Annotated in this window: 23 protein-coding genes and 2 pseudogenes; 13 read left to right on the top strand and 12 right to left on the bottom strand. The window is 70.0% G+C overall.

Annotation, left to right across the window (positions count from 1 at the left end; all coding sequences use genetic code 11):
- Positions 1–58 precede the first annotated feature (58 nt).
- The 5 genes and pseudogenes from AV521_RS39795 to AV521_RS39770 all read right to left on the bottom strand — a co-directional run.
- Positions 59–1,030, bottom strand: a complete 972-nt coding sequence (locus AV521_RS39795) for a polyprenyl synthetase family protein (RefSeq protein ID WP_076095995.1) — start codon at positions 1,028–1,030, stop codon at positions 59–61.
- Between the two features lie 18 nt (positions 1,031–1,048).
- Complete coding sequence (locus AV521_RS39790; protein WP_076095993.1) at positions 1,049–1,945, bottom strand: squalene/phytoene synthase family protein; 897 nt, start codon at positions 1,943–1,945, stop codon at positions 1,049–1,051.
- A 115-nt stretch (positions 1,946–2,060) separates the two neighbouring features.
- Positions 2,061–2,903, bottom strand: coding sequence for a hypothetical protein (locus AV521_RS39785; protein ID WP_076095990.1), 843 nt, complete (start codon positions 2,901–2,903; stop codon positions 2,061–2,063).
- The gene (locus tag AV521_RS39780; RefSeq protein ID WP_076095988.1) at positions 2,900–3,505 is read right to left on the bottom strand and encodes an ATP-binding cassette domain-containing protein; all 606 of its coding nucleotides are present in this window, start codon (positions 3,503–3,505) and stop codon (positions 2,900–2,902) included. Before AV521_RS39780 ends, AV521_RS39785 begins: the two co-directional genes overlap by 4 nt.
- 479 nt (positions 3,506–3,984) lie before the next feature.
- A pseudogene (locus tag AV521_RS39770) lies at positions 3,985–4,176 on the bottom strand (cold-shock protein); the annotation flags it as partial.
- A 1,002-nt stretch (positions 4,177–5,178) separates the two neighbouring features.
- Here AV521_RS39770 and AV521_RS51705 point away from each other — a divergent pair.
- The 5 genes from AV521_RS51705 to AV521_RS52405 all read left to right on the top strand — a co-directional run bounded on the left by AV521_RS51705 (position 5,179) and on the right by AV521_RS52405 (position 9,444).
- Positions 5,179–5,823 carry a hypothetical protein gene (locus AV521_RS51705; RefSeq protein ID WP_076095984.1) on the top strand — a complete coding sequence of 215 codons (645 nt, stop codon included), beginning with the start codon at positions 5,179–5,181 and terminating at the stop codon, positions 5,821–5,823.
- 63 nt (positions 5,824–5,886) lie between these two features.
- Complete coding sequence (locus AV521_RS39760) at positions 5,887–6,762, top strand: universal stress protein (RefSeq protein ID WP_076095982.1); 876 nt, start codon at positions 5,887–5,889, stop codon at positions 6,760–6,762.
- 1,404 nt (positions 6,763–8,166) lie between these two features.
- Complete coding sequence (locus AV521_RS52415) at positions 8,167–8,598, top strand: hypothetical protein (protein WP_076095980.1); 432 nt, start codon at positions 8,167–8,169, stop codon at positions 8,596–8,598.
- A 216-nt stretch (positions 8,599–8,814) separates the two neighbouring features.
- Complete coding sequence (locus AV521_RS52410; RefSeq protein WP_305965216.1) at positions 8,815–8,958, top strand: histidine kinase; 144 nt, start codon at positions 8,815–8,817, stop codon at positions 8,956–8,958.
- 93 nt (positions 8,959–9,051) lie between these two features.
- Entirely contained in the window at positions 9,052–9,444 is a 393-nt protein-coding gene (locus AV521_RS52405) for a sensor histidine kinase (RefSeq protein WP_076095978.1), read from the top strand.
- Between the two features lie 204 nt (positions 9,445–9,648).
- Here AV521_RS52405 and AV521_RS39740 read toward each other — a convergent pair whose 3' ends face one another.
- Positions 9,649–10,146 carry a pyridoxamine 5'-phosphate oxidase family protein gene (locus tag AV521_RS39740; RefSeq protein ID WP_076095976.1) on the bottom strand — a complete coding sequence of 166 codons (498 nt, stop codon included), beginning with the start codon at positions 10,144–10,146 and terminating at the stop codon, positions 9,649–9,651.
- Between the two features lie 353 nt (positions 10,147–10,499).
- On the opposite strand from AV521_RS39740, the gene AV521_RS39735 reads away from it, so the two are divergent.
- Complete coding sequence (locus AV521_RS39735) at positions 10,500–11,090, top strand: hypothetical protein (RefSeq protein WP_076095974.1); 591 nt, start codon at positions 10,500–10,502, stop codon at positions 11,088–11,090.
- Positions 11,087–11,755, top strand: a complete 669-nt coding sequence (locus AV521_RS39730; RefSeq protein ID WP_079249631.1) for a vitamin K epoxide reductase family protein — start codon at positions 11,087–11,089, stop codon at positions 11,753–11,755. The genes AV521_RS39735 and AV521_RS39730 overlap by 4 nt, the downstream gene beginning before the upstream one ends.
- 164 nt (positions 11,756–11,919) lie before the next feature.
- Here the strand turns inward: AV521_RS39730 and AV521_RS39725 are convergent, their stop codons facing one another.
- The 5 genes from AV521_RS39725 to AV521_RS39705 all read right to left on the bottom strand — a co-directional run bounded on the left by AV521_RS39725 (position 11,920) and on the right by AV521_RS39705 (position 19,412).
- On the bottom strand, positions 11,920–13,248 hold the full coding sequence (locus tag AV521_RS39725; RefSeq protein ID WP_076095972.1) for a PP2C family protein-serine/threonine phosphatase: 1,329 nt from the start codon (positions 13,246–13,248) through the stop codon (positions 11,920–11,922).
- Between the two features lie 113 nt (positions 13,249–13,361).
- Complete coding sequence (locus tag AV521_RS51700; RefSeq protein ID WP_256725875.1) at positions 13,362–13,553, bottom strand: Hsp20 family protein; 192 nt, start codon at positions 13,551–13,553, stop codon at positions 13,362–13,364.
- A gap of 374 nt (positions 13,554–13,927) precedes the next feature.
- Positions 13,928–16,399, bottom strand: coding sequence for a SpoIIE family protein phosphatase (locus tag AV521_RS39715; RefSeq protein ID WP_076095970.1), 2,472 nt, complete (start codon positions 16,397–16,399; stop codon positions 13,928–13,930).
- Between the two features lie 594 nt (positions 16,400–16,993).
- The gene (locus tag AV521_RS39710; protein WP_256725874.1) at positions 16,994–17,986 is read right to left on the bottom strand and encodes a lysylphosphatidylglycerol synthase transmembrane domain-containing protein; all 993 of its coding nucleotides are present in this window, start codon (positions 17,984–17,986) and stop codon (positions 16,994–16,996) included.
- A 322-nt stretch (positions 17,987–18,308) separates the two neighbouring features.
- Positions 18,309–19,412, bottom strand: coding sequence for a hypothetical protein (locus AV521_RS39705; RefSeq protein WP_076095969.1), 1,104 nt, complete (start codon positions 19,410–19,412; stop codon positions 18,309–18,311).
- Positions 19,413–19,706: 294 nt separating this feature from the next.
- Between AV521_RS39705 and AV521_RS39700 the strand changes: the two genes are divergently transcribed.
- The 4 genes and pseudogenes from AV521_RS39700 (at position 19,707) to AV521_RS39685 (ending at position 23,584) form a co-directional block, all read left to right on the top strand.
- Positions 19,707–19,934 carry a DUF1918 domain-containing protein gene (locus tag AV521_RS39700; RefSeq protein WP_076095967.1) on the top strand — a complete coding sequence of 76 codons (228 nt, stop codon included), beginning with the start codon at positions 19,707–19,709 and terminating at the stop codon, positions 19,932–19,934.
- Between the two features lie 1,086 nt (positions 19,935–21,020).
- Entirely contained in the window at positions 21,021–22,904 is a 1,884-nt protein-coding gene (gene ftsH / locus AV521_RS39695; RefSeq protein WP_256725873.1) for an ATP-dependent zinc metalloprotease FtsH, read from the top strand.
- Between the two features lie 161 nt (positions 22,905–23,065).
- A pseudogene (locus AV521_RS48250) lies at positions 23,066–23,371 on the top strand (acetate--CoA ligase family protein); the annotation flags it as partial.
- A 54-nt stretch (positions 23,372–23,425) separates the two neighbouring features.
- Complete coding sequence (locus tag AV521_RS39685; RefSeq protein WP_079249629.1) at positions 23,426–23,584, top strand: CBS domain-containing protein; 159 nt, start codon at positions 23,426–23,428, stop codon at positions 23,582–23,584.
- Here the strand turns inward: AV521_RS39685 and AV521_RS39680 are convergent.
- Positions 23,539–24,039: a hypothetical protein gene (locus AV521_RS39680; RefSeq protein ID WP_076095964.1), complete on the bottom strand. Its 501-nt coding sequence runs from the start codon at positions 24,037–24,039 to the stop codon at positions 23,539–23,541. The genes AV521_RS39685 and AV521_RS39680 overlap by 46 nt on opposite strands.
- 328 nt (positions 24,040–24,367) lie before the next feature.
- Between AV521_RS39680 and AV521_RS39675 the strand changes: the two genes are divergently transcribed.
- Both AV521_RS39675 and AV521_RS39670 read left to right on the top strand, forming a co-directional pair.
- Positions 24,368–24,826, top strand: a complete 459-nt coding sequence (locus AV521_RS39675; protein ID WP_076095962.1) for a Crp/Fnr family transcriptional regulator — start codon at positions 24,368–24,370, stop codon at positions 24,824–24,826.
- 26 nt (positions 24,827–24,852) lie between these two features.
- Positions 24,853–25,512: a CBS domain-containing protein gene (locus tag AV521_RS39670; protein ID WP_076096058.1), complete on the top strand. Its 660-nt coding sequence runs from the start codon at positions 24,853–24,855 to the stop codon at positions 25,510–25,512.
- Positions 25,513–25,575 lie beyond the last annotated feature (63 nt).

The raw sequence follows: 25,575 nt of genomic DNA, 5'->3' as shown, positions 1-25,575 counted from the left end.
CAGGGGCGGGGACTGGAAACGGAGCATCAGCCACCGCGCCAGTCCCCGGCCCTCTCTCTCAGTGCTGACGGTCGGCTGCTGATGTGGCCAGTTGGGCGAGGCTCAGTGCGTCCGGTAGGCCGGTGAGTGCAACGTGTGCTTGTTCGGCGCGTGAGGATGCCATCTGGGCCGCCTTGGTGAGGGCGCCGGTGCGTGTCAGCACGGCGAGGATGTCTCGGTGTGCGGTGACGGGGTCGGTGTCGCCGTGGAATACGGTGGTCAGGCGGTCGCGGTCGGCTTTGTCGGCCACTTCGTAGGCGAGCAGGACGGGCAGGGTGGGCTGCAGGTTGGCGACGTCGCTGATGGCTGTCTTGCCGGTGATCTGGTCCTCGGCGGTGTAGGGGAGCAGGTCGTCACGGATCTGGAAGGCCATGCCGAGCTGTTCTCCGTACCTGCGTAGGGCCTGGTGCTGCTCCAGGGTTGCTCCGGCCAGGATGGCGCCGGCCTGGCAGGCGGCGCCGGTCAGCGCGGCGGTCTTGGCCTGCATGATGTTCAGGACGGCGGGTACGCCGCAGGTCAGGTCGCCGCGGATCTCGGTTTCGCGCATGATGCCCTGGCACATATGACGCAGGGCCTCGACGGTGACCCGTGCTGCGTGCAGTACGCGCTCGGCGGGGCCGCCGCTGAGCATGGCCGCGATGCCGGCCATCGACAGTCCGTCGCCTGCTACCAGGGCCTCGGCGAGGCCGTACTGCTCGGCGGTGGAGGCCCGCCCGCGGCGTACCGGGTCCTGATCGACGATGTCGTCGTGGACGAGGCTGGCGACGTGCAGGCATTCGATGCCGGCCGCGAACGCCAGCACCTGCTCAGCAGTGCCGCCGACGGCCTTGGCCGACTCCATACACAGGATGGGGCGAAGGAGCTTGCCCGGGGGGAACAGGGCGTCCAGGCAGGCCACCTCCAGCAGGCTGTCGCCGCTGCCCACCCAGCGCAGCAGCTCAGCCTCCAGGAGCGGAATATGTGTGCCTCTGGGGTTCAGGGCGGTGGACACGACACGTCCTTTCGATGGTCAGCAGGGGATGACGGCGCGCATGTGAGGGCGCCACACGTTGAGGAAGGCGCCCATGGGTGGCTGCACCGGCCGGTGTAGCACGTCCTGACCTACGGCCAGCACGCTGGCCACTTGCAGCCTGAAATGCTCGGCCAATGCGTGGATGACGGGGCCGACCGGGGTGCGTTCCAGTTCAGCGGTCAGAGCGGTCAACCCGTCGGTGACACGCTCGGCCTCGAACGCGATGACGTCGGCCATGCCCGGTGTCCACCGTTTGGCCCTGACGTCCTCGGGGTGGACCCCGAACTGGTGGAGATCCTCGAGAGGGAGGTAGAGGCGGCCGTCGTCGAGGTCCTCCGACAGGTCGCACAGCACGTCGGTCAACTGGCCAAGTTCGGCGAACTCACGCACCAGCGGCTGCGCTTCCGTGAGTTCGGTGCCAGCCACGGCCCACAGGGCCCCGTAAAACGGGCAGCCGGCGACCTGCATCGCCCACTGGCACAGATCCGCGTAGGTGGCGAAGTCGCGGAAGTCGACGTCGCGCTGCATCCCGGTGAACATGTCCTCGATCAGTGACAGCGGCATTCCGAAGGTCCGGTAGGTGTGCACCGTGGCATGCAGGACGGGGTCGTCGGAGCCGCCGGCGGCGAATGCCGCCCAGGTGGCCTCCGCGAACTCGGCGAGACGACGGTGACGCCTCTCTACCGGCCCGCTGTCTACACAGGCATCGGCACGGCACCCGTGTGCCCCCAGCGCCGCCATGTGAGGCCGTGCCGCTGCGGGCGCGAGGCGCAGCGCCCCCCAGAAGCCGCGCCCTGCGCCGAGACCGGATACCTCTCGCGCGCACACCGTGTTGCAGCGCCGAAGGACAGGATCGGTGATACCCGCCGCGTCCAGCCATCGCCCTACCAGCATCTGTGAACCCTTTTCTGCTCAACCGGCCCCCTTTCGGGGCCAGGACTTCGCTCTGCGATGAGGGCGCGACACGTCCCTCCAGGGCCCTTGTTGGGCCGTCGTGCGGGGGCGTCACTCAGCGGGGCGTCGACGTGGCCCGGGCCGGGTGCGCAGGTTGTCGGCGCGTGGGCAGCCAAGGCAGACGCAAGGACGGCTTTGCGGTCAGGGCGTCTTTGGTACGGCGGTGGAAGGCGAGCAGGCCCAGGAACGCAGCGCCGGCGAACCACAAGAACTGAACGGCCAGATCACCGGGCCGCCAGCTGCGGGTGAAACCCGCAGCTGAGGCAGCCTGCATGGTGCCGTAGGTAGGCAGGAACCGCACGACCTGCCTTCCGGCACCGCCGCCGGCCAGGGGATTTTGAAGACCGACATCCACGAGGCTGGTCATGACCAGGGCGAACATGCCCTCCACCTCCCGGCGCAGCAGCGAGCCGAAGACGACGCCGAGCGCCCCGTAGGTCATCGCTCCGCAGAACAAGGCAGCGGCGAGCAGCAGTGGCTGGCGAGGGCTCCAGGCCATGTAGATCACCGCGGTGGCATAGGCGGCGATGGCGCCGGAGGCCAGGGTCAGCGAGGTGGTCTTGGCCAGGACGAGATGGATGCGGGGGTAGCCGGCCAAGGCCAGGCGGCGGTCGAAGCGCCCGCCGTTGAACGTGACGGCGAACATCATGAACCCGGTGATGAGGGTGACGGCGTTGATGGCGCCGGTGATCTGCGTGATCTGGTTGCCGGCCGGTGCCAGGAGCTGGCCGGTGTCCCGCAGGCGGAAGGTCAGGTGCCTGCTGGGGATGACGGCGTACGCCAGGCTGATCCAGCAGGGGATGAACACGGCGACCAGGACCATGGCGAGCCTGTTCCGGGCGTGTTCGACCAGGTCGAAGCGGACTGCTGTGACGAACAGGTTCAGGTGCCGCATCACGCCGACACCCCCTCAGCCGGGCGCAGCACGCCGTCCTGAAGGCGCCACAACTCGTCCAGGCGCTCAGCGTCATAGGCCAGGTGGGAGACGACAAGGACTGAGCGGCCCGCATCGCGTAATCGGGCTGCCAAGTCCCAGAAACGCAGGTAGGTCTCCCAGTCGAAACCCTGGTAGGGCTCGTCCAGCAGCACCACCTGCGGGTCGTGCATCAGCGCCAGGGTCAGGTTCAGCTTCTGACGGGTGCCGCCGCTGAGCAGGCCGGCCCGCTCATCGACGTACTCCGACAATCGCAACGCGTTCATCACCTGCCCGGCGTGCTGCAGATCCGACAGCCCGCGCGCGACGCGGAAGAACTCCAGATGCTGGCGCACGGTCAGAGCCTCGTTGACCACCACGTCCTGCGGGCAGTAGCCGAAACGGCCCTCATGACGGACCGTGCCACCCAGCGGGCGCAGCTCACCAGACAAGATCTTCAACAGCGTCGACTTGCCCGCACCGTTCTCGCCGACAATCCCGGCCAGCACTCCAGGCCGCAGATCGAGGTCGAGGCCCCGCAAGACCTCACGGCGACCGTATGCGTGACGCACACCCCGAACCTCCACCGCACCCCCCGGGCTCTACGGCGGTGGCACGCACTCGCTGCTGGCCACCCGCCGTCACAGCAAGGCTAGGCATCACGTACGGTCAAAACCGGAGCAAGATCGCTTATTAGCCCGCACGAGTGAAGACCGCGATGTAACCGCTGCTCAGCTCCGGGTGGAAATGGCGCCCACCCGGCCACCGAAACGGCCGTACCGGAACCGCGTCCTCGAACCTGACCGACACGCAGTCCAACAGCGGACGCCGTCGACGCTCGCACCTGCCATCAACGCACGACACCTCGACGTACGGCACGGCCCCGTCCGTCCCAGCCGGTACGGCCATCCAACACCCCCAGCGTGCTCATCCCGCACGACTAGGTTCACTGTCAAAAAAGCCGAAACGACTAGGTTCGTTGTCAAACGACTCGATTGCATGACAAAGGACAGTGGACCCGCGCGAACCCGAGGACCAGCCCGAGTGTCCAGTTCTCCAGCGGTACGACCTGGTCGGCCTGTGGCCCCTTCGGCCCCTGGACGATCGTGAATTCGACCCGCTGGCCCGCCTCCAGGCTCGTGTAACCGGGCATCTGGATGGCGCTGAAGTGAACGAAGAGGTTATCGCCGCCCCCGTCCAGGGCGGCGAACCCGTAGCCCTTGTCCGCGTTGAACCACTGCACCGTGCCTTGCCCCATCGCCCTGTCCCTGCAGGAGAGGTACCGAAGATCAGGACACACTGTCCGTCGGCACGGTACAGGTCTGTGGCCACCGACCAGGAGCCGCAACGACGGTGACGGCAGCAGGATGCCTGGTGGGTGGCGACCCTCTCACCGGCAGCACCCGGGACCCGATCGACACCGGGTCCGGCCGCCGCGTGATCCTCGTCGACTGAAGTGGCACTTTCCGGTTCACGCCGGACTTGGACTCCGGTCTCGGCAGGTACTGGCAGGATGTCGACCTGCCATGGCTCTGGAACCGAGACCCCTCCGGCCGGCCGTCCACACACCACGGTCGCCTTGTCTCGCGTCAGCGGGAGCCGCAGATTCCTCCCCCGCACATTCGATCCACGATCCCCATGCTCTGCCGCCCCCGTGAGGCGGCGGTGCACCGCCCGGTGCGCAAAGTCGATGGCCGGGAGGTCTACTGGAAGCAGCGGAGGCTGGTTTTGGGGTGTCACCGGGAGCGGTGGCCGAGGTGAGGGAGGAGCGGCTCGGGGTGGCTCGGCCGGCCATCGTGATGAGGAGCGACCGTGGATGTGACCTTTGTCGACCCTGTGTGCGCAGGAGGGGGACCCTATGCCTGCGCCTGCCTGGATACCTCGCGTGACGTCCGCGCCCGGGAGGCGGCGATCAGGCTGCGGCGCCGGCATCTGCGTGCGGATCTGGCTCAGCAGGGGGCCGACGAGGCCGCCGTGGCCGTTGTCTGCGCTGGGGTGGGCTCGGACCGGGAGGTTGCCGGGCGTCACGGGCAGGCCGTCTTCGCGAGCCACGGCCGGCTGGCCCTGGTGGAGGAACTGCCCTGCCCGCCTGCGCATGACACGGCCCGGTTCAGCGCGTTGCCCGGCGTGATGCCGCTCGCGGTCCGGCACGCTGCGGTCATCCCGTACGCGGCCGCCACCGTGCACCTCGTCCCGCACCCGGAGACCGGCGCGCCGGAGGAACTGCAGGTGGACATCCAGACCGGAAGGTGGCCGAGCAGTGCAGTCGCACCTGAAACGCGGCACCACCGGAGCGGCCCGGTGGCCGCACGGCGCCGCCGAGGTCGCCCGTGGGCTGGCGGAGCTGGTCCAGCGCACCCGCGCCGAGGTGATCGTGCTGGGCGGGGAGGCATGGGCGCTCGACGTCCTGGTGAACCGCGCGCCTCGCCCCTTGCGGGAGCGCGTGGTCACGGTCGCGGGTGACGGGCACCCGGCCGGTGAGGGCCGGGCGCTGCTGGAGCGGGAGCTGAGCGAGGTCTTCCGGAGCCGGCTGAGCGAGCGGGACCAGGCTCGGGTGGAGACGTTCCGGGCGCGGCGCACCCGGCACGTCGACGCGGTCGAGGGCATCCCTTCGGTCGTGGCCGCGCTGCAGCCGGCTCCGGCAGGCGCACTGCTGCTCAACACGCCCGTCGATCTGCCCTTGCGGCTGTGGGCGGGCTCGGAGCCGACCCGGATCGCCCTGTCGTCCGCTGACCCGGAGTCCTTCGGTGTCCTCGGCTTCCAGGAGGAATCGCCCGGCGCGTCCTTGGTCCGCGTACTGGTCCGCACCGGCGTCGAGCTGGTGGTCGTGGAGCGGGAGGAACTGCCCCTGGAGGACGGGGTCGGGGCGCTGCTGCGGTACACCGACCCGGGGGTGCCGTTGTGAACGCCCGTCGCCCGGCAGGAGCTGCTGCGGGTCCTGCCCGATGTTGGGAAGAGTTGGTCAGCTATGACTGAGGGGCCAGTGGTAGTGGGGACGGACGGCTCGGCCGGAGCGGCACGTGCGGTGTCGTGGGCGGCGCAGGAAGCCGCTCTCCGGCATCAGCCTCTGCACATCGTGTGCGCCGTCGACCTCGACCTGGCGGAGCGTCTGTCCGACGAAACCGCCCGGAGGGTCCGCGAGGCCGCCCGGTCGCTGGCGGCCGAGGCGGCGGCCGCGGCCTCCGACAAGGCTCCGGGCCTGGCGGTCACCACGGAGGTCGGCCAGGAGCCAGCGGCGGACAGTCTGCTGCGGGCGGCCACGGCGGTGGTGCCGCGGGCCGGGGACGCCGCGGCGACGATCGTCGTCGGTTCGAGGGGAGCGGGCGGCTTCTCAGCACTGCTGCTGGGGTCGGTCGGGCTGACGGTGGCCGGACAGGCGAGCTGTCCTGTGGTCGTCGTGCGGGGTATGGAGCGGCCGTCGAGCAGGGTGGTCGTGGTGGGCGTACGGGATGAAAAGGACCTCGATGCGGTGCGCTTCGCCGGACAGACCGCCAGGCGGCGGAAGGCGTCCTTGCGTCTGCTGAGCGCGTGGTCCTACTTCCAGTATGTCGGGAGCATGGTGCCCCTCGCCGACGAGGTGCGCAGGGCCGTGGAGGCCGAGGCCGCGGCGAGCACCCGCATGCTCGGCTCCGTCCGGGAGGAGTTCCCGGACATCAAGGTGACCGAAGAGGTGGCGAGGGCCCCGTCGCCGGCTGGTGAACTGGTCGCGGCGTCCTCGCACGCGGATCTCGTCGTGCTGGGCGCCCGCAGGCCCGCTCACCACATGGGCCGTGCTCTGGGCCGGGTCACGCACGCCGTTCTGCAGCATGCGCAGTGCCCGGTGGCAGTCGTTCCGCACGGGTGACTCCTGCCGCTTGCCGATGGTAGGGAACCGCCCGGTTGGTCTTGTCCTGCGGCCGGACCAGGACACCGCCTGCTACCCCGGGCCGCGCCCCCTCCGCACACCGGAACCCGTGCGGCTACGGACGGGGCACCGGCGCTACCGGCACGGCAGACCATCCGGCGGGGCCGCCGCGGTAGTCGCACGTGCGGGTTGAGTCGCGGATCGGTGACGAGGTGATGGGCCTGCAGAACGCGGACAGCAGTACGCCGAGCAGGGAGGCGGCTGTGGAATGCAGCCACGGTGCGGACCTGCTGCGATTGGGCGCTGGGGCTGACCCGCCGATACGGATGCAACGCCCCGCTCGTGTGCCCCGCCTGCCAGGCAAGCGACGAACGGGCCGCGGGCACACCTGTTTGATCGGGCATCCGTCTCTTGCCCCCTCGCAATGACACACGCAGCGACGCGCTGTGCGGCTGGCGGCCTGGCTTCACGGCTGCTTTCCTCGCCGGGATCTTCTCGGCGATCTGCCTCTTCACCGGGCTTCGGGGCTCGCGCACCTCGGTCTCCGAGCGCTTGCCGCGAGAAGCCTGCACCTTCACCCTTCGGACGTCAAAAACTTTACCTGAGAGGTGTTGACTTTTGATGCAGCTCATGCATTCTGGTTGACAGACCACAACACCGAAAGAGCTACAAAGCCGGTGAGGACGTCTAGTCGGCAGAGTGACTCGGACAGGATGTGGCTTAGGCCCCCGGCAAGCCGGCGCGATACCGAGGCAACAGTGACGACTGAGGCTTCAGGACACGTGCAGCACTACCGGGGACTGTTTTGTCTCGGAGTCTTCGCACGGGCCTGACCACGGTACGAAGGCGACGCCTACACTCTGCGGAACCGAAGAGCACAAGCCGGTCCATCGCGGCCTCGCATGCACGTGCCTCTCCCGGTGCCGCGCACCTCCCACTCGGTCGGCAGGTCGGCCAACACCCAGGCGGCGACGCACTCGGCGTCTTTCCTGACTCACTCTCCGAGCCGTCGTACTGGTGCAGCCCACCCAGGCCGTCATGCGTGCTCAGCGGCCACTTCGTAGGCTGCCCGCCGGAGTGGGTCGCGCCGTGGTCGCCGGTACTCCAGGGCTGTGGCATCGGTGGCCCGGCGGCGTCCCGCTTCAGGTTCGCCGTCGGCACGCTTCACTCCCGGTGGGCAGTTGGCCCTGCCGGCGCCCCAGCGCGTCACCAGCCCCGAGCAAAGGGCCGTCTGGCCAGCCCGTGCCCATACCACTGGCTGCCTCCTCTCAGGGGCAGTGGCACAGGACCGTGACCTGCTGTTTCGCTCGCAGACTGGGTTCTGTGACCCGTCGCGGTGATCGTTCCTACTTTGGAAGCCGGGCTCGGTCGGGCTGTCGAGCCGAGGGGCATCCGGAGGCCGTCGTGGACGCGGGCGGCTTCGAAAGCGGCGGGACATGGCCGGGGCTACGCCTGGACGAGTACTTGGACGAGCTACAGGTGCGCGTGGGTGCCATGCGGAGCACGCGGGACCGGGTGCATTCGCTTCTTGAGGCGGTGCTCGCGGTCGGTCAGGGGCCGGAACTCCCAGATGTACTGCGGTACATCGTCGAGGCGGCGGTCCCACTGGTGGACGCCGAGTACGGGGCGCTGGGTGTGATCGGCGACGACCGGAAGCCGTCGGCGTTCGTGCCCGTCGGGATGAGTGATGAGCTGCGACAGCGGCTCGGGCTACTGCCTCAGGACCACGGGGCGCTCGACCTGCTGATCAGGAACCCGGAGCCGGTACGGATCGCAGAGTTCTCCGAACATCCGGCGGGCCTGTCGTCATGGCGACGTCGCGCACGATCCGCGTAGTGACGAGGCAGAGGCGGAGTTCTTGGCCGGGCTCGGACCCGCGGTGGCGGTGCCCATGGGGACGGGTGCGGCGGCCCGCACCGTACTGCCGGTCGCCCGCGGCAAGGGCCGCCAGCCCTTCGGAGAGGAGGAGACCGAGCCGCTGCCCGGCTTCGCAGCGCAAGTGGCCGTCGCCTGGAGCCGGCGGACCAGCTCCGTGACGCGGAAAGGCTCGCGGTGTTCGAGGATCGTGAGCGTATCGACCGGGGCCTGCACGACTTCGCCATCCAGCGGCTGTTCGCCTCCGGGATCGCCCTTCAGGGCCTCCAGCGCCTCGTACAGGCCCCGCCGGAGGCGGCCGAGCACTGGCACAGACAGTGAACGACCTGGGCACGACCATCGACGGTCTTCGCCCCGCGCACACGAGAGCGTGGGCAGGAGCGGCAGACGCTGCGCGGGCGGGTGGTCGCAACGGTGGAGGTGGCCACCGCCCCGCCCGGCTTCTCCCCAACCCTGAGCACGGAGGGGCTGTTGGACAGCGAAGTGCCCGAAGCCGTGGCCGACTACCTGATCCCCGTGCACGCCAAGGCACTGAGGGACGTCGCGCGGCACGCGAACGCGAGTGCCCTTGACGTCGATCTCGTCGTCGAGCGCTGGGAACTGGTCCTCACCGTCACGGACGACGGCTCGGGCATTCCGCAGGACGTGAAGCTCAGCGGCCTGGCGAACATGCGGGAACGGGCGGCAGGGCTGGCTGGCGAGTTCGTGCGGGAAGTGCCGCCCGGTGGAGACACACGGTTGCGTTGGCGCGTGCCGCTGTTCGGCCACGCCGAGGTGCCGACCACATCAGGGGACGGCCCGAGGTGACTCGCCGCCCGTGGCCCAAGGAGCCGAACGGCCCTGTCGCGGGCGGGGTGCGGCCGGGTTGGGTGGGTCCGGATGCGGGCCGCCCGCTCCCGGATGGCCTGCTCCGGCCGGTTCACGGTTCTGGGCACGGCGAACAGCTCGGGCGGAGTACGTCTTCTCCTCCGCCCGAGCCGTCGGCTGTCGCCCGGTGCCGCGAACCGGCCTTCACGCACCCTCGCCGTCGCCGTCTGCCGCGACCAGCCGGATGCCGGTGATCAGATCGGGGCGGATGCGTACGACGTGGTCCATGTGCTGGTCCGACCAGGAGTGCAGAATCTCCTGGTAGCGCGTCACTTGGCGGGGGTCGGTGACGAGATGGCAGTAGCCGGTGACGACGACGCTCCAGCCGGTACGGGTGACCAGGTCGATGTCGTCGGCCTCGTAGGCGACGACCACGCCGGGGCCGCCGTTCTGCCGGGCGTGGGAGACGAGTGCGGCACTCTCGTGGGTGCGGATGACGATGTCGCCTTCGTCGAGGACATGGTTGACCGGGCGGGCGGTGGGCAAGGCGTGCCGGGTGAAGATGAGCCGTCCCACCGGCATGCTGCCGAGCAGGCGCAGGGACTCGTCGGGAGCCAGTTCGACGCTGCGGCGCGGACTGGTGTCCCTCGCCGTCCGGTGCTGACGGGCGCTGACGAACCGGCGGGCTGCTTCATCCCGCACAGCACGGCCGCCCGGAGGTGTGACCTGTCGCGGTCCGTCCAGTCGTGGAGGGCCGGGACTGGGATGCCATCGACGTGTCCTTCGCATACGGCGTACCTGACCGCCGCGCGGGTCCGCCGGCGGATCTGACGAACTCCATGGAAAGCCTCTCGATCACGGTTGTGCCAGGGCCGTTCGGCCCTTGTCGACCGAGGGGCGTGCCGACTTCACTGATCCCGCGGTCCCGCCTGTGGTGCTTCGGGCCCGCCCGTGGGCTCGGCAAAGCGGTCCCGCTCACGGGCGCGGCCCCGGCGGGGCCGCGTACAGCGAGGACTGGCGGGAGAGCGCCGTACGGCGGGGAGGCGAGCGCGGAGATGACAGCGGCGGCCGGGCACACGGACCCGACACCGGACAGACTGAATCTGGTGCAGGCCGAGCTGCGTGCGGCGCTGGAACGGCTCCCCGAGCGGAGGACGGCGCTGGCGCGGGCGGGGGCCGGTGTGCCGGTGGCGTTCGGGAGGGCGGTGCGGGCGGCGGGACGGGAGCTGGTCCTGGTGACCCTCACGCAGGGGCTGGTGCCCGCGTTGCTGCCGGCGCGGGACCGGGTGGCGCCCGGCGAACTGGTGTCCCTCGCCTGGCAGGTGCGTCTGCTGGCGTACGACCTGGCGGTCCGGGACGCGTGCGTCGGAGCGGACGAGCGGATCATCGCGCAATGCCGGCAGTTGCTCGCCGTGTGGGCCGGCTCGCCATCCAACGGCCGTGATGCCACCGCGCACTTGGTGGCGTACGCCCGCGCCCACGGCGTTCCGGTCGAAGTGGTGTGGCCGCAGAGGGCCGCCCGCGGGGCGATACCCGGCCAACCGGCGCGGGACGCCGGTCGCCGCCCACGTGGCAGCAGGTACCTCTCGGCCACCGTGGGCCCGGAACCCACCCCGACCACCGGCAAGGCGGAACACCCCCGATGACCAGCAGTACGACCACCAGCGCGCACCAACTCACTGCCAGGGACGGAGAGGAGGGGCGGGAGCGAGGGATCGCTTCGGAGGGTACGACGGGTGCCTCGCGTGCCTTCGCCTGGCTGCTGATCGTGACGGGAGCTCTGGGGATCCTGGCCTCCTTCGTGATCACCATCGACAAGTTCCAGCTCCTGACGGACCCGCGCTTCAGCCCGTCGTGCAACCTCAGCCCGGTGCTGTCGTGCTCGAACGTGATGCGCAGTCACCAAGCGTCTGTGTTCGGCTTTCCCAACCCGCTACTGGGCCTGCTCACCTACCCGGTCGTGCTCGCCGTCGGCTGTGCCCTGCTGGCCGGGGCCCGCTTCCGGCGCTGGTTCTGGCTCGGCCTGAACGCGGGCACGCTGTTCGGCGCGGGCTTCTGCATGTGGCTGATGAGCCAGGCGCTGTACGAGATCGGCGCGCTGTGCCTGTGGTGCTGCCTGGCCTGGGCAGCCACGATCGCGATGTTCTGGTACACCACCGTGCACAACCTGAGGCACGGGATCATCCGTGCACCCCGCGTCGTGGTGGCCGGTGTGCTGGAATTCCATTGGGCACTACCGGTCACCTGGTATCTGTGCATCGTCATGCTGATCGCCACCCGTTGGTGGGACTACTGGCAGTCCCTGCTCTGAGCACCACCGTGCTTCAGTCGGCTGTGCCAGGCGGACGGGGCGGGCACCGGGGTTCGTACGACCATGGCGAAGGCACGCCATCAGCCTCCTTCCCCGAGGCGGCGATGCTGGTGCGGGAACATCAGCGCGGCCGGCCCTGGACCGCCCCGCGTAACGCTGTGACGTCACCGGTGAGCAGGAGTGCGCAGGGCCAGGACGGCCAGGTCGTCGTGTCCGTCGCTCGGGTGGTGGTCGGCGAGCGTGTGCACGAGGTCGTCCAGCGGCGCTTGGGCGTGGTCGGCGGCGATTTGCGCAAGGGCTTGCAGGCTGGTGTCGATGGGATGGTCGGGGTGTTCGACCAGTCCGTCGGTGAAGAAGATCACCGTGGTGTTCGCGCCGAGTGGGCGGGTGTGGTCGGGGCGGGGCTGGTCGGGGTCGACGCCGAGGGGGAGGCCGGGATCGGCATGCAGGTACTGCGGACGGCCGTCGGGGGTGATGAGCAGGGGTGGCAAGTGGCCCGCGCTGGACCAGTGCAGTGTCCAGGCTTCGCCAGCAGGTTCGATGCGTGCGAGGCAAGCGGTGGTGACGGGGTTGTCGGTGATGGCGTGCACGGTGCGGTCGAGCTGGGCCAGGACGGCGCTGGGCGGGGTGAGGCGGTCGAACAGCAGTGCGCGCAACATGTTGCGGGTGGAGGCCATGGCGGCGGCCGCGTGCAGGTCATGGCCGACGACGTCCCCAATGACGGCCGCGCAGGCGTTGTCAGGCAGCCAGAGGGCGTCGTACCAGTCTCCGCCAAGGTGCCCTGGGGTGGGGGCGGGCCGGTAGACGGCGGCGCTGGTGAAGGGGTGCAGGTCGGGGAGGGCGGGCAGCAGCAGTCGCTGGAAGTGTTCGGCGCTCTCACGGATCTGCTCGTACAGGCGGACGTTCTCGATTGCGATGCCGGCGGCGCCGGCGAGGGTGACGACGATGTCCTCGTCGTCACGGTCGAAGGGCAGCCCGTCACGGCGTTCGGACAGGTACAGGTCGCCGTAGATGGTGCCGCGGACACTGATGGCGACGCCGAGCAGGGTGCGCATGTGGGGATGGCCGGGTGGGAACCCCGCAGAGGCGCGGTGGGAGGGGATGTCGTCGACGCGCAGGGGCTCGGGATTGCGGATCAGGTGTCCGAGAACGCCGCGTCCGCGGGGAAAGTCCACGTCGGCGAGGGCAGCGCGCTCGGCCTCCGACAGCCCGGCGGCGATGAACCGCTCAAGGAACTGGCCGGACTCGTCCAGCACTCCCAGTGCCCCGTAGCGGGCATCGACCAGGCCCATGGCAGTGGTGACAATCCGGTGCAGGACCGCAGGCAGGTCTGTCTCCCGGCTGATGGCCTGCACCGCTTCCAGCAGTCCCTGCAGCCTGTCCTTGGCCATGGCCAAGTCCCGCAGCTGCTCAGCGATCTGGGCGAGCTGCGCGTCCAGCCGCAGCCCCAGAGGATGCGGGTTCGGGCGCGGGGGCTGTTCGGACGGCTCCATGTCGCCCCCAGTCACGGTCGTGCTGTCGCGGCCCGACGGCCGGTGCGGCCGGGCACGCACTGATCCGCCCGCCCGGCCGCTTACCCCATTCCCTCACACGGTGGTCAGGCCGGTCAGGTCGTGATCTCGATGTGGCGGGGCTTGGCTGCCTGCGCCTTGGGGATGATCACGGTCAGGATCCCTTTCGCCGGCTGCGCGCTGACCCGCTCGGCCTCGACGTCGGCGGTCAGCGCCGCGCGGTACTCGAAGCGGTGCGGCGCAGCACGCCTTCGCGTCCGGGTTCCATGAGTTCTCCGGTGATGCACGGCTCGCGTTCGCCGACCTCGACGTCGACCTTTCCTCTCGTTTGAGACCAGGTAGCTCGCACTCAAGTATGTACGCCTCATCAGTCTCGCGCAGGTCGGCCGGCGGCTCCCAGGCCATGGTCTCGCTCCAGCGGGGCGCGGCGGCCTCCGTCAACCGGTTCACCCTGTCGAACGGTTCGTCGAACTCGGCGGCCAGCGGCTCCCCCAGGGGAAGGCCCGATCCAGGAGGGGGCTGTGCCGGTGTCGTACGGGCAGAGTCATCGCATCCACCTCCAGGCGAGGGAATGGGACCGGAACTCTCTGTACCCTCCATGCTGAAGTGGCAGGTGAGCGGTCGCCCTGTGGATGAGGCCAGCCGTCGTGTTCCTACGCCCTTACGGCCGACTGCCGGCCTGCTCTCGCCCGTCGGGAAGTCCGATCTGCGCCCAGATCGTCTTGCCGCCGGTGTGGTGGCGTGTCCCCCAGCGTTCGGCGCACTGGGCGACGAGTAGCAGGCCGCGCCCGCCTTCGTCGAAGGTGCGCGCCCGTCGCAGGTGCGGGGCGGTGCTGCTGCCGTCGGAGACCTCGCACAGGAGCGCGGTGTCACGGATCAGGCGCAGTCGGATGGGCGGTTGTCCGTAACGGATCGCGTTGGTGACGAGTTCGCTGGCCACCAGTTCGGTGGTGAAGGCCACCTCGTGCAGTCGCCACTGCGTCAGCCGTGCCAGGATCTCCGCGCGGGCATGGGCCACCGTGGCCGGGTCGGACGGCAGCTCCCAGGTGGCGACCTGGTCGGCATCGAGGGCTCGGGTGCGTGCGAGCAGCAGGGCGACGTCGTCCTGGGGCTGGGCGGTAAGCAGGCTCTGGATCAGGTCGTCGCAGGTGGCCTCGAGCGAAGGACTGGAGTGTTCCAGGCGACGGCGTAGTGCTGTGAGGCCCTTGTCGAGGTCCTGCTCGGTCCCCTGGAGGAGGCCGTCGGTGTACAGCGTCAGGAGGCTGCCCGGGGGCAGTTCCCACTCGGCCGTTTCGAAGGGCAGACCACCCACCCCGAGCGGAGGTCCCGCAGGGACGTCGACGAATTCGGCAACGCCGTAGGGAGTGACGACGGCGGGCGGCGGGTGGCCGGCGGTGGCAGCTGTGCAGCGACGTTCGACCGGGTCGTAGACGACGTACAGGCACGTGGCGATCAGGTCGGTGGAGATCCCGAGGTCGGACTCGGGGTCCTGGGTGGTGTCCTCCTCCGCCGCCAGGTGGGTGACCAGGTCGTCGAGGTGGACGAGGAGTTCGTCCGCTGGCAGGTCGACGTCGGCCAGGGTCCGTACCGCGGTCCGCAGGCGCCCCATGGTGGCGGAGGCACGCAGGCCGTGGCCCACCACGTCCCCGACGACCAGTGCGACCCGGGCGCCCGACAGCGGGATCACATCGAACCAGTCGCCTCCGAGGCCTGCCCGGGTGCGAGCCGGAAGGTAGCGATGGGCAGTCTCGACGGCGTCCTGAGCGGCGACCCGACGGGGCAGCAGGCTGCGCTGCAGCGCCAGGGCGGTGGTGCGTGCGAGTGTGTAGCGACGGGCGTTGTCCACGGCCACGGCGGCGCGTGCGCCGATCTCTTCGGCGAGGAGCAGGTCGTCCTCCTCGAAGGGGTCCTGACGGCGGTGGCGGACGAGGACGGCCACGCCGAGGGTGATGCCGCGGGCGCGGAGCGGAATGACCATGATCGAGTGGATGCCGAAAGCCCCGACCACCCCTGATCGTTCCGGGTCGGCCCGCTGCCAGTCCCTGATGGCCTGGTCGAGGCTCCGGTGCAGTGAGGACCGGCCGGTGGTCACGCAGCGGACAGGGGGCGTGGACTCGGGGTAGTAGTCCACGTCTCCCGGCCGGATCACCGCCTCGGGTACGCCCGGAAGGATGGACTGCTGCGCCGCACGGCGCAGGGCGACGGTGCCGGTGGCGGACGGCCTCGGCTCAGCACCCCGGAACAGGGAGTCCAGCAGGTCGACAGTGACGAAGTCGGCCAGCCGGCCGACCGTCACGTCGGCCATCTCCTGGGCCGTGCGCATCACGTCCAGGGTGCTGCCGACCTGGGTGCTGATGTCGTTCAGCAGGGCGAGCCGCTCCCGGGCGGCGTGCTGTTCGGTGACATCGAGTGCGGTGACCTGCACGTGTCGTACCTGCCCTGCGGGCGTCTTCAGCGGGGACACGGTCACGGCCCAGACCCCTTCAGGCGCGTCCGGCCGGGGCCTGCCACGCACATGGAACTTTTCGGGTTCCCCTGTGGTGAACGCACGGCGCATGCCGTCCTCGACCGTCCGGCAGATGTGCGGCGGCAGAATGTCCGTGACCCGCCGCCCCCGCATCTGCTCTTCGGTGAGGCCGAGCTCCCGTACGGCGCCGGCGCTCGCCCGCAGGGCCAGCAGCCGCGAGTCGTACACCATCAGGGGCACGTGGCACTGCGCAAAGGCTTCCTCGGTCGTCTCCCCGTCCGGTGGAAGTTGCTCCGGAAGCGGATGCTCCCATGGCGTGGCCACGACGAATTGCTGTGCGTTGCCCTCACTGTCACATGATGGATAGGCCCGCACATGTGCGGGCACGCACCGGCCGTCCCGGTGCCGCAGCAGGATCCTTTTGCTTCGCCCGCCGAGAGCTGCCGGAAAACCCCCTTCGAGGTCCGCGTCCGAACCGAGCAGACCGGTCGCAGGACGCCCGACGACTTCCCAGTACGCATACCCGAGCAGACGCTCCGCGCCCGCGCTCCACCCCCTCACGATCCCCTGCGTGTCGACGACCACCGTGGCCGGGGCCGCCGGATCTGGAGGCGTGCCGGAGCTGTTGCCGAGCGGGGTGGCACCAGGCATGTCGATCTCGCCCATCCTGTCTCCGCGGACACACGGGCTCGGGGACGACCGGGGCACCGCGTGTCTGAGACGTCCGGGCCCGCTGTGTCGACTCCGTACTCCCACTTCTACCGTTCTTCGCCAAGGCCCGCACATCGTGCGATCTGACACTGCGCGCCGGGCTCGGTCATCCCGCACCGCGTACACCACGCCGCGTAGCCCCGTTCCGTTCTCGCCGCGCCGACGCTCGCACTGCGGGAGCGAACCGAGGACAGTGAGGTCTGGATGCCGCCCTCTGCGTGCTCCCCGTCGACGCGGGGCGGCGACGATGGGGCGCTGACACCGGAGTGATAGCGGTTCGGCGGTCCGTTGTGTCTGAGTCACGAAGCCCGTACGGCGACGTCGTCACGGGCGTGGAATGCCTGGCTCAGTTCCGCTGTCTCGGCTGCGGACGAGTCGCCCTCTCCGGGCCGGAACCCCGCGCACTCACGGAGCCGCTGTTGAGAGCCGTCTGCCCATCAGGAAACGCTCAGGGCACTCTCGCCGCCCCTTCCATGGTCCCGGAATACCTGCCCTGATCACCTTTCGCCGGTCAGGGGCACCAGGCCAGGCGTGCGGCTCGCTACGAACTCAGGTTGCCGCATCGTTCCGAGTGGTGTGTCGGGGGCCGGACGCACCGGTCTGCAGGGTGAGGGCGAGCCAGCTCGCCCAACCGATGGGTTGCAGGGCCCAATAGCCGATGGCCCGGTACAGGAGCGTCGCGGCGATCGCCGGGCCGGGCCCAAGGCCGTACAAGACAAGCAGCGCGGACAGGCTCGTCTCCACGATGCCGAGGCTGCCCGGGGTCAGGCGCAGGCTGCCGGGAATCTGGGTGAGCACGTAGGCAAGCAGCAGGCTGTGCCAGGGCACGCCGATGCCGAGCGCCCACAGGCTGGCGGCCAGACAAGCGACGTCGAAGGCCCAGTTCAGCAGCGCGAACGCGAACGGTCGCAGCCAGGGCCGCAGACCAGGCTGCAGGCTGCGGGCCTGCTCGACCAGTTGGGCGAGTGCCTCCTGGCCACGCCGGATATGGCGGGAACGCATCCCGGCGCTCGTCCACGCTCGCCCCACCGCGTTACGGACGCCCGCGAAGCGGGATACTCCCACGACCGCCAAGGCGATCCCCAGGACCAGCAGCGCGCCGGCTACCGGAAGCAAAACGGTCCGCAGCCCCGCCGGTCCCGCGCCGACCGTGCCGGCCACGAGCAGGACGGCCAGAGCGAGTACCGACAGCGCACCGGCCACCACCAGCACGGCGACCGCGAGCACCTGTTCCACGCCCCGGCGGCGCAGCTGCCGGAAGACCCAGGCGGCGGAGAACGCCGCCCCACCGGGCAACGCACCCGCCACGGCATTGGCGGCCACCACGAGCGCCGTCGCGCGCCGCAGGCTCCAGCGTGTCCGGCCCGCCTCCAGCAGCCAGCGGTACACCGCCGCGAAACACACGAGCGACAGCACCTCGCACACCACGGCGACCGCCACCGGCAGCGGGCGTACTCCCGCGATGAGGTGGTAGGCCTGCGCCAGTTCACGCCGCCGCAGGACCGAGACCAGGACCAGGGCCGCCGCGACGAGAACGGCCACCACCCACCACAGCGGGCCGGGTCGCGCGCGACGTCCCTCCGCCCACCCCGCCCCGCGCACCCCCTCGGATTCCCACCGCCCGGACATCGGCCATCCCCCCGACATGCGAGCTACCGCGTGCTGCGCAGATCCCGCAGCACCAGGTCCAGCCGCTCCTCCGGATCGAGCTCCAACACCGCGGCCCCAGTCGGCTTCGGCGTTCATCTCACCCCACCACCCGCGTCGCAATCGTCCGGCAGGCCACCGTCCCGCAGCACGACCGGCTGTAGGTACGCCCTTGAGGACCGGTGAGACCGGCGTTCTGCCGCTTCCCGGAGCCCCTTCATGTACGGGACGCAGGGTCGGCGTAGCGCAGCAGTACGCCCACGCCCTCGCTCAACCGCAACTCCTGCTCGGGCACCAGGACCAGTTCGGCCCTCGTGCCGACGACGGCGCGGGCCAGGGCCGCATCAGCCCGTTCCTCGCTGACCTCCCGTATACCGTAGGAGCGCAGTTCCTGTTCGGCGAGGGCGAGTTGGCCGGGTTCCGGGCCGGCCCACATGTGCAATGGCGACTCGGGGTGGTCGTTGAGGAAAAGGGCCCTGACCCTGCCGCGTTGCAGCGCCGACACGGCGGGCGCAAGGCCTTCCGCGAACGCTCCGTCACGGGCCCGCTCGGCGAGGAAGGCGTCCAGCAGAGCCCGGTCGTGAGCGGCCATGCGCCCTGCGAAGAGACTTTCAAGCCGCTGCTCCAGCAGCGCCCGCCCGGCCTTGGACTCGCCGGCGCCCTCCACGGTGGTGACCTGCCCGCGCAGGGAGGCCGGCAGCCGGTGGATGAGGATGCCGCGGGCCCAGACGTCTCCGGCGACGACCACCGTCTCGACGTCGATGCGCCGTGCGTAACCTTCCAGCTCCCGGCCGACCTCTGCGGCGGCGTGTGTCCAGTCGGCCACCGGGATCTCCTCGTCCAGCCGGTGTCCCAGCGTGACCTTGGTCAGCGGCCAGGTGCCCGCCTCGGCCTCGATCCGTACGATGCCGGTGGCGTCCGCCGAGTGACGGCCGCCGTAGTGCACGTGCACCGCCAGGTACGGAATCCCGGGCGCGTGCTGGACGATCACCGGCATGGTGTCCGGCAACGTTCCGAAGTGAGCGGTGTCCCGTGCGGGCGGTGCGGGCAACTCGTCCAGCAGGGCCAGGTGCCCGTGGGCGGTGAACACGGCCTGGCCGTGGGTGCCGGGTACGTCGGTGTCGCTGCCCACGCTGCCCGCCACCGCGGTGATGGAGTCCCGGTCCGCTCCCTCGGACAACAGTGCGTCCCGAAGATGGCGCCATCGCAGTTGTACGGCGGCATCGGGATCCTCGATGGCGGCGTCGCGGGACGTGTCCAGGTAGACGGACGCGAATGGACCGGACTGCTTGTAGAGAGGTTCCAGGAAGGAAAGTTTCATGGTCACTCCCGAGTGGGCTGTCGACGCCACGTGCCACCACGCCCGGGATGCCGCCGTATCAAGACACGTTCGTGTTGGCGTGCCGCGGCTTCTCCAATTACAGGATGCGCCTGCCTGACGAGCCGCGCCCGCTCACCGCACGACCCGCCGGCCGTCTGGCGCCGGCCTGGTCACGGGCCCGACGGCCCACCGGAAGTGCCCTGACGGCCCTTCTGCGCGAACCACCTCCCGGAGCCATCCTGAACGAAGACAGGGAGCGATGGCAGGAAACGACAGGAAACGAGGTGAGCCACGATGAAGGCGCATGAAGGTGACGTACTGCGGTTCACCGGCAGAACCGTGGGATCCGCCGAACACCATGCCACCGTCGTGCAGGTGCTCGGCGAAAACGGCGAACCGCCCTATCGGGTGCGCTACGAAGACGGTCACGAGACAGAGATCTTTCCCGGCCCAGGATGCGTGATCGAGACCCAGTCGGCACACGCTGCCCCGTTCGGGCAGCCGCACCGGGAGCGGCGGTGACCGGGCCTGCCGGAGGCGGGAACGGGTCCGCGCACCCTGTATGCGGGGCGAGGCTGCCGCGGCGTCGGGCGGCCCGGGGCGCGGCCACAGCGGGGATGGGGCGTGGCAAGGACCGGGACGAGCATGGGTGGTTGCTGCTGCCCAAGACTGGGTGGAGGCGCTTCGACACGATACGCGTGCGCCGTCTGTTCGGCTGAAACGGACGGTCCGGCCCGCTGCGGGGATGCAGGCTCCGCTCGGCGCCTGGAAGACCTCCACTGCGCCATGTGTGTCTACACCGGCGTACGCGATCCTCGCGAAGCAGTGACGAAAGCGTGCTCGTTGCTCAGCACCGTCGAGTCTCGCAAGGCGTGATCGTCGGCAAGCGGCTCTGGATCGTGGCCGACACGTCTCTCGCGGCGCAGCGGCGGCACAGGACCACCGCGGCAGCAGCGGTGGTGACGCCCCTCAGCAGCCTGGTTCTACGCCTCCAACAAAAAGGGCGAGCCTGGGCGCACAGGCAGCGTCATCGCCGCTCATCCCCACGAAGGGGTGGACTGCGCGTCGGCCCCGGACCGGGTGACTCAACCGGACCCGCTGCGGGTGTTCGCGGCCTCACACTGTTCACATCGTCGGCCACTCCCAGGCGTCCCATGAACGCGGACTCCCTGCGCGCCAGTCCAAGCCGCAGTTGCTCCCTCAACGCCGCATAGGGCTCATCTGATCCCAGCCGTTGTGCTGCCACGTCTGGTCAACGAGACGTGCGAGGCAGGCGATGTCCGCTGGATGGACGGACTTGCCAGGTCGTGGAGACAGCGAGACGACGCGCACACCCGCCAGTCGGCTTCCGATCGCCAACCGGCGGCCGACCGCAAGTCTGGCAGGCTCCGACCGGACGGCCCCATCAGGGCCATTCGACCCCTGCCACCCAGGAACGACCGGGTTGAGGCTGGTAGACGGGGTTCATGACGACCGAAGGGCGTGGGATCTGTGATCACACGAGTGCGGATGCCCCACCGGCACCTGACGCCGCCCGCCAAACCTGGGCCGCCGCGCGAACCGCCCACGCCTCCATCCCGGCAACCGCAGCCGTTCGGCGGACGGTGGATGTTCTGGTGGATCCTGATGACGCTCGTCATGGTCCTGCTGCTCTCCCGCGCCCGGTCCGGGCCACACACGACATCACTGTCCTACAGCGACTTCGTCGGCAGGGTCGGTGCCAGCCAGGTCCAGACAGTCGACATCAACGACAAGGGCATGGTCAGCGGCACCCTGAAGGACGGCACGAAGTTCACCACGCAGATCCCCACCGCACTGGGTACCGGGGCTCAGCTCCAGCAACAGCTGACCTCGCACCACGTGAAGATCACCGCCAGCCAGAGCAGCGGCGGCGGTTCGGCATGGCTGTCCGTGGTCTTCTCGTTCCTGCCGTTCCTGTTGCTGATCGGCATTTTCGTGTGGATGGGGCGCCGGGCCGCGGGGTCGGTGACCGGCGGGCTGAGCGCCATCGGACGCTCACGCGCGAAGATCATCGAGGCGGAGCGGCCCACCACCAGGTTCGGCGACATCGCCGGCTATGACGGGGTCAAGCAGGAGATCAGTGAGGTCGTCGACTTTCTGCGCAATCCCGCCCGGTACACCGCCGCAGGTGCCAAGGGCCCCCGTGGCGTGATCATGGTGGGGCCGCCCGGTACCGGCAAGACGCTCTTCGCGCGGGCCGTCGCCGGTGAGGCGGACGTGCCGTTTCTGTCGGTGACCGGCTCCGCGTTCGTGGAGATGTTCGTCGGCGTCGGCGCCTCCCGGGTGCGCGACCTGTTCGGCGAAGCCCGCAAACGCGCTCCGTCGATCATCTTCATCGACGAGATCGACGCGCTCGGATCCCGTCGCGGTGGTGGGGCACGGCTGGGCGGCAACGACGAGCGCGAGCAGACCCTGAACCAGTTGCTGTCCGAGATGGACGGCTTCGACCAGTCCAGCGGCATCGTCGTCCTCGCCGCCACTAACCGGCCGGACGCCCTCGACCCGGCCCTGCTGCGCCCGGGGCGGTTCGACCGGCAGGTCACCGTGCCGCTGCCCAACCAGGCCGAGCGGGCATCGATCCTCGCCGTCCACGCCCGTGACAAGACCCTGGCTCCGGACGTGGACCTGAACGTCGTGGCGCGCGCCACGCCCGGCTTCTCCGGCGCGGACCTCGCCAACCTGGTCAACGAGGGGGCCATCAACGCCGTACGGAACAACCGTACCCGGATCGAGTCGCACGACCTGGACGCCGCCCGCGATCGTGTGCTGCTGGGACGCCGGGAGTCCTCCAACGCGCTGCTGCCCGAGGAACGCCGCTCGGTCGCGGTCCACGAATCGGGCCACGCCCTGGTCGCGGCCTTGTGCGAGCACGCCGACCCGGTGGCGAAGGTCACCATCCTGCCGGCCGGCGTCACCCTCGGTGTCACCGAGCAACTCCCCGAGGCGGAGCGCCACTTGTACAGCGAGAGTTACCTGACCGACCTGCTGGCGGTGCGTCTGGGCGGGCGCGCGGCCGAGCTCGTGGTCTTCGGTGAGGGATCGACGGGAGCGGCCAACGACCTGGCCGGAGCGACCCAGATCGCCACCCGCATGGTCCGCGAGTTCGGCCTCTCCCCCGAACTCGGCCCGATCGGGTACGCCTCCACCCACCCGAACTTCCTCGGTGAAACCACCGACGAGCCCGGTCGCCCGGCGTATTCGGAGCAGACCCAGCGCATCGTCGACGAGGAGGTCGCCCGCCTGCTGCGCCAGGCCGAACAGCGGGCGATCACGCTGGTGCGCGGCCACCGGTCCGCCCTGGAAAGCCTCGCCGGCCAACTGGTCACCCGCGAGACCGTCGACGGCTCCGTCGTCCTCGACGTCCTGCGCCAAGAACACAGTCCTGCGGACGGAAGAGACGATGCCCACGCCGTCAACGCGTCATCGCCCCCTGCGCGTCCGGAACCAGGAGTTCGCACGCCGCCTCGGTGATCGTCAGCAACACAATGGCCAATGGCCTCCCGTCACTAGGGGCCCGCATCGCCGTCGTTGAAGGCTCGATCGACGAAGCATACGGCTGGCACCTTGGGGGTGGCGTGTCCTTCGAAGCGCACCCGGATGGCAGCCGTCCAGCGTGCATACGTGCTCACCACACAGCGTGCAGCGCCGATCACGCGGCACGGCTCGCCCCGCTCACCGGCCTCGACGTGCACGACCTACTCAACTCGCCGCGCTGCTCCCCGCTGCTGTTCGGCTTCGCCGGCAGCCCCGCCGCCGACCTCGGCGCCCTGGAACAGCTGCTGTACCGGCTCTCCCGGATGGCTTCCGACCTGCCCGAACTGGCGGAGGCCGACCTCAACCCGGTCCTGGCCGGGCCGCACGGCATCACCACGCTCGACGCCCGCGTCCGGCTCGTGCCACGTCTCCCCTACGATCCCTATCTGCGCCGCCTGCGCTGACGGTCTCCCCCGCTGACAGAGGTCAGCCATGAACCCACCAAGGACGGCGCCGCCATGCCCGACGACGTCGTGACGGTCCGCTATGGCACTCCGTTCAAGGACGTAATACGCCTCCTTCGCGAGCACCGCATCAGCGGCCTGCCAGTGATCGACGAGGACGAACAAGGTCATCTTGGATCTCCGTGCCAGTCAGGACGGGGGCGAGGAGTTTGAGGGTGCGATCGACGTCGGACTCGTAGTACAGGGGGCTGCGCGGGCCGGTGTTTGGACCAGCCGTGGTCGCTGGCGTGCAATGCGGCCTCCAACGGGAGTTTCGCGCTCTCGCACAGCACGATCTCCCTCAGACGGGCGGTGAACTCGGTGGTGACCAACCGGCCGCGGAAGCCGTGCCGGACCAGCCGGGGCAGGTAGCCGCAGTGGTCCAGCTGGGCGTGGATGATGGCGACGGCCTTGATGTCACCGGCGTCGCAGGGCAGCGGGCGCCAGTTCCGCCGCCGCAGGTCGGCGAGGCCCTGGAAGGGGCCCCAGTCGACGAGGACCCGGGCGTGGTCGCTCTCGACCAGGAACTTGCTGCCGGAGACCGTGCCCACGCCGCCGAGGAAGGTGAGCAGCGCGGGCCGGTGACGTACGGGCGGCCGGGTCGCCAGGCCGCCGGGCGTGGTCGTCATGGCGTGGACTCCTCGCGTATCTCACCTGATCGGGGCCGATCGGCCCTGGTGTGCAGCCGGTTGCCGTGGTGTGCTGGAAGTGGCGGGAAGGACCCGTAGGAGACGCGGGGAAACGGCTCGGAAGCCGTGCACCGTGCAATCCGGATCCGCGAGAAGCGGGTGGCGCCCTTCCCGTCCTGTCATGTCGTGACCGGCTCGGTGGTCGCGGGTCTCGCTGCGATGTCGCGCGCAGGGCCGAAGGGCCCTCGGCCGGGCCCGAGCGGCCCGTGGCGCCCTGAGGCAGAGCGCACCCACGCTGGGAGCAGAAGCCATGAAGGGAGCCGGTGCTATGACTTCCGCCACCACCTTGACCGCGGCCCTTGAGCCCGTGCACCGCGAACGGCTGATGCAACTCGACCGCGAGGTCTCCTTCGAGGTCGGGACCCGCCTGTTCGAAGAAGGCCGACACGCCGACCGCTTCTGGATCGTGCGCACCGGCAGCGTTGCCCTCGACCTGCATGTGCCCGGCCGCCGGCCCGCCGTCATCGAGACCCTCGGGCACGGCGAACTGGTCGGCTGGTCGTGGCATTTTCCGCCGTACCTCTGGCATCTGGGCGCCGAGGCGATCAGCCCGGTACGGACCTGGGAGTTCGACGCCGAGGCCGTGCGGGCGATGTGCGCCGCGGATCCCGAGTTCGGCCGTGCGATCGCCGTCTGGGTCGGTCGCGTGGTCGCCCAACGACTGCACGCCTCCCGGGTCCGGCTGCTCGACCTCTACGCCCCCTACGGCAGCGGGAGCCTGACATGACCGCGCGGCCCCGGGAAGCGGACAACATGGAGAGCAGCCCGTACCGAGTGAATGACGTGATGACGCACGCCGTTGTCGCCGTCGGCCGCAAGGCCCTGTTCAAGGACATCGTCGAGCGCATGGAACAGTGGCAGGTCAGCGCCCTTCCCGTGCTGGAGGGCGACGGCCGGGTGGTCGGCGTGGTGTCCGAGGCCGATCTGCTGCCCAAGGAGGAGTTCCGGAACAGCGATCCGGACCGGTTCACCCAGCGGCAGCGGCTGCCCGATCTGGCGAAGGCCGGTGCGTTGACCGCCGAGGAGCTGATGAGCGCGCCGGCCGTCACCGTCCACGCCGACGCCACGATCGCCGAGGCCGCGCGCATCATGGCGCTGCGGCACGTCAAGCGCCTGCCCGTCGTGAACACCGAGGGCCTGCTCGAAGCCGTGGTCAGCCGCGGAGACCTGCTGAAAGTATTCCTGCGCCCGGACAACGACCTGGCCGACGAAATCCGCCGCGAGGTCGTCGACACCCTTTTCCCGGCCCCCGCCGAGCCCGTCCACGTCGTCGTCGCCGATGGCGTCGCGACCCTGACCGGACAGGTGCAGGCACGCGACGCCGCCCGCATTCCCCTCGCCGCCCGCCTGGCGCACGGGGTCGAAGGCGTCGTGGGCGTGGACTGCCGGATCACCGCGGCCGACACGGAATGAGCCAACGCCCTGGAAGAGACGTGAGCAACCGCCTGCGACGGAGATCAGTGGAAGAACGGAGTG

The sequence above is a fragment of the Streptomyces sp. IMTB 2501 genome (assembly GCF_001953885.1).
Classification (GTDB): Bacteria; Actinomycetota; Actinomycetes; order Streptomycetales; family Streptomycetaceae; genus Streptomyces.
Note: the sequence above shows the minus strand (reverse complement) of the source record. Positions and strands in the feature narration are given on the sequence as shown.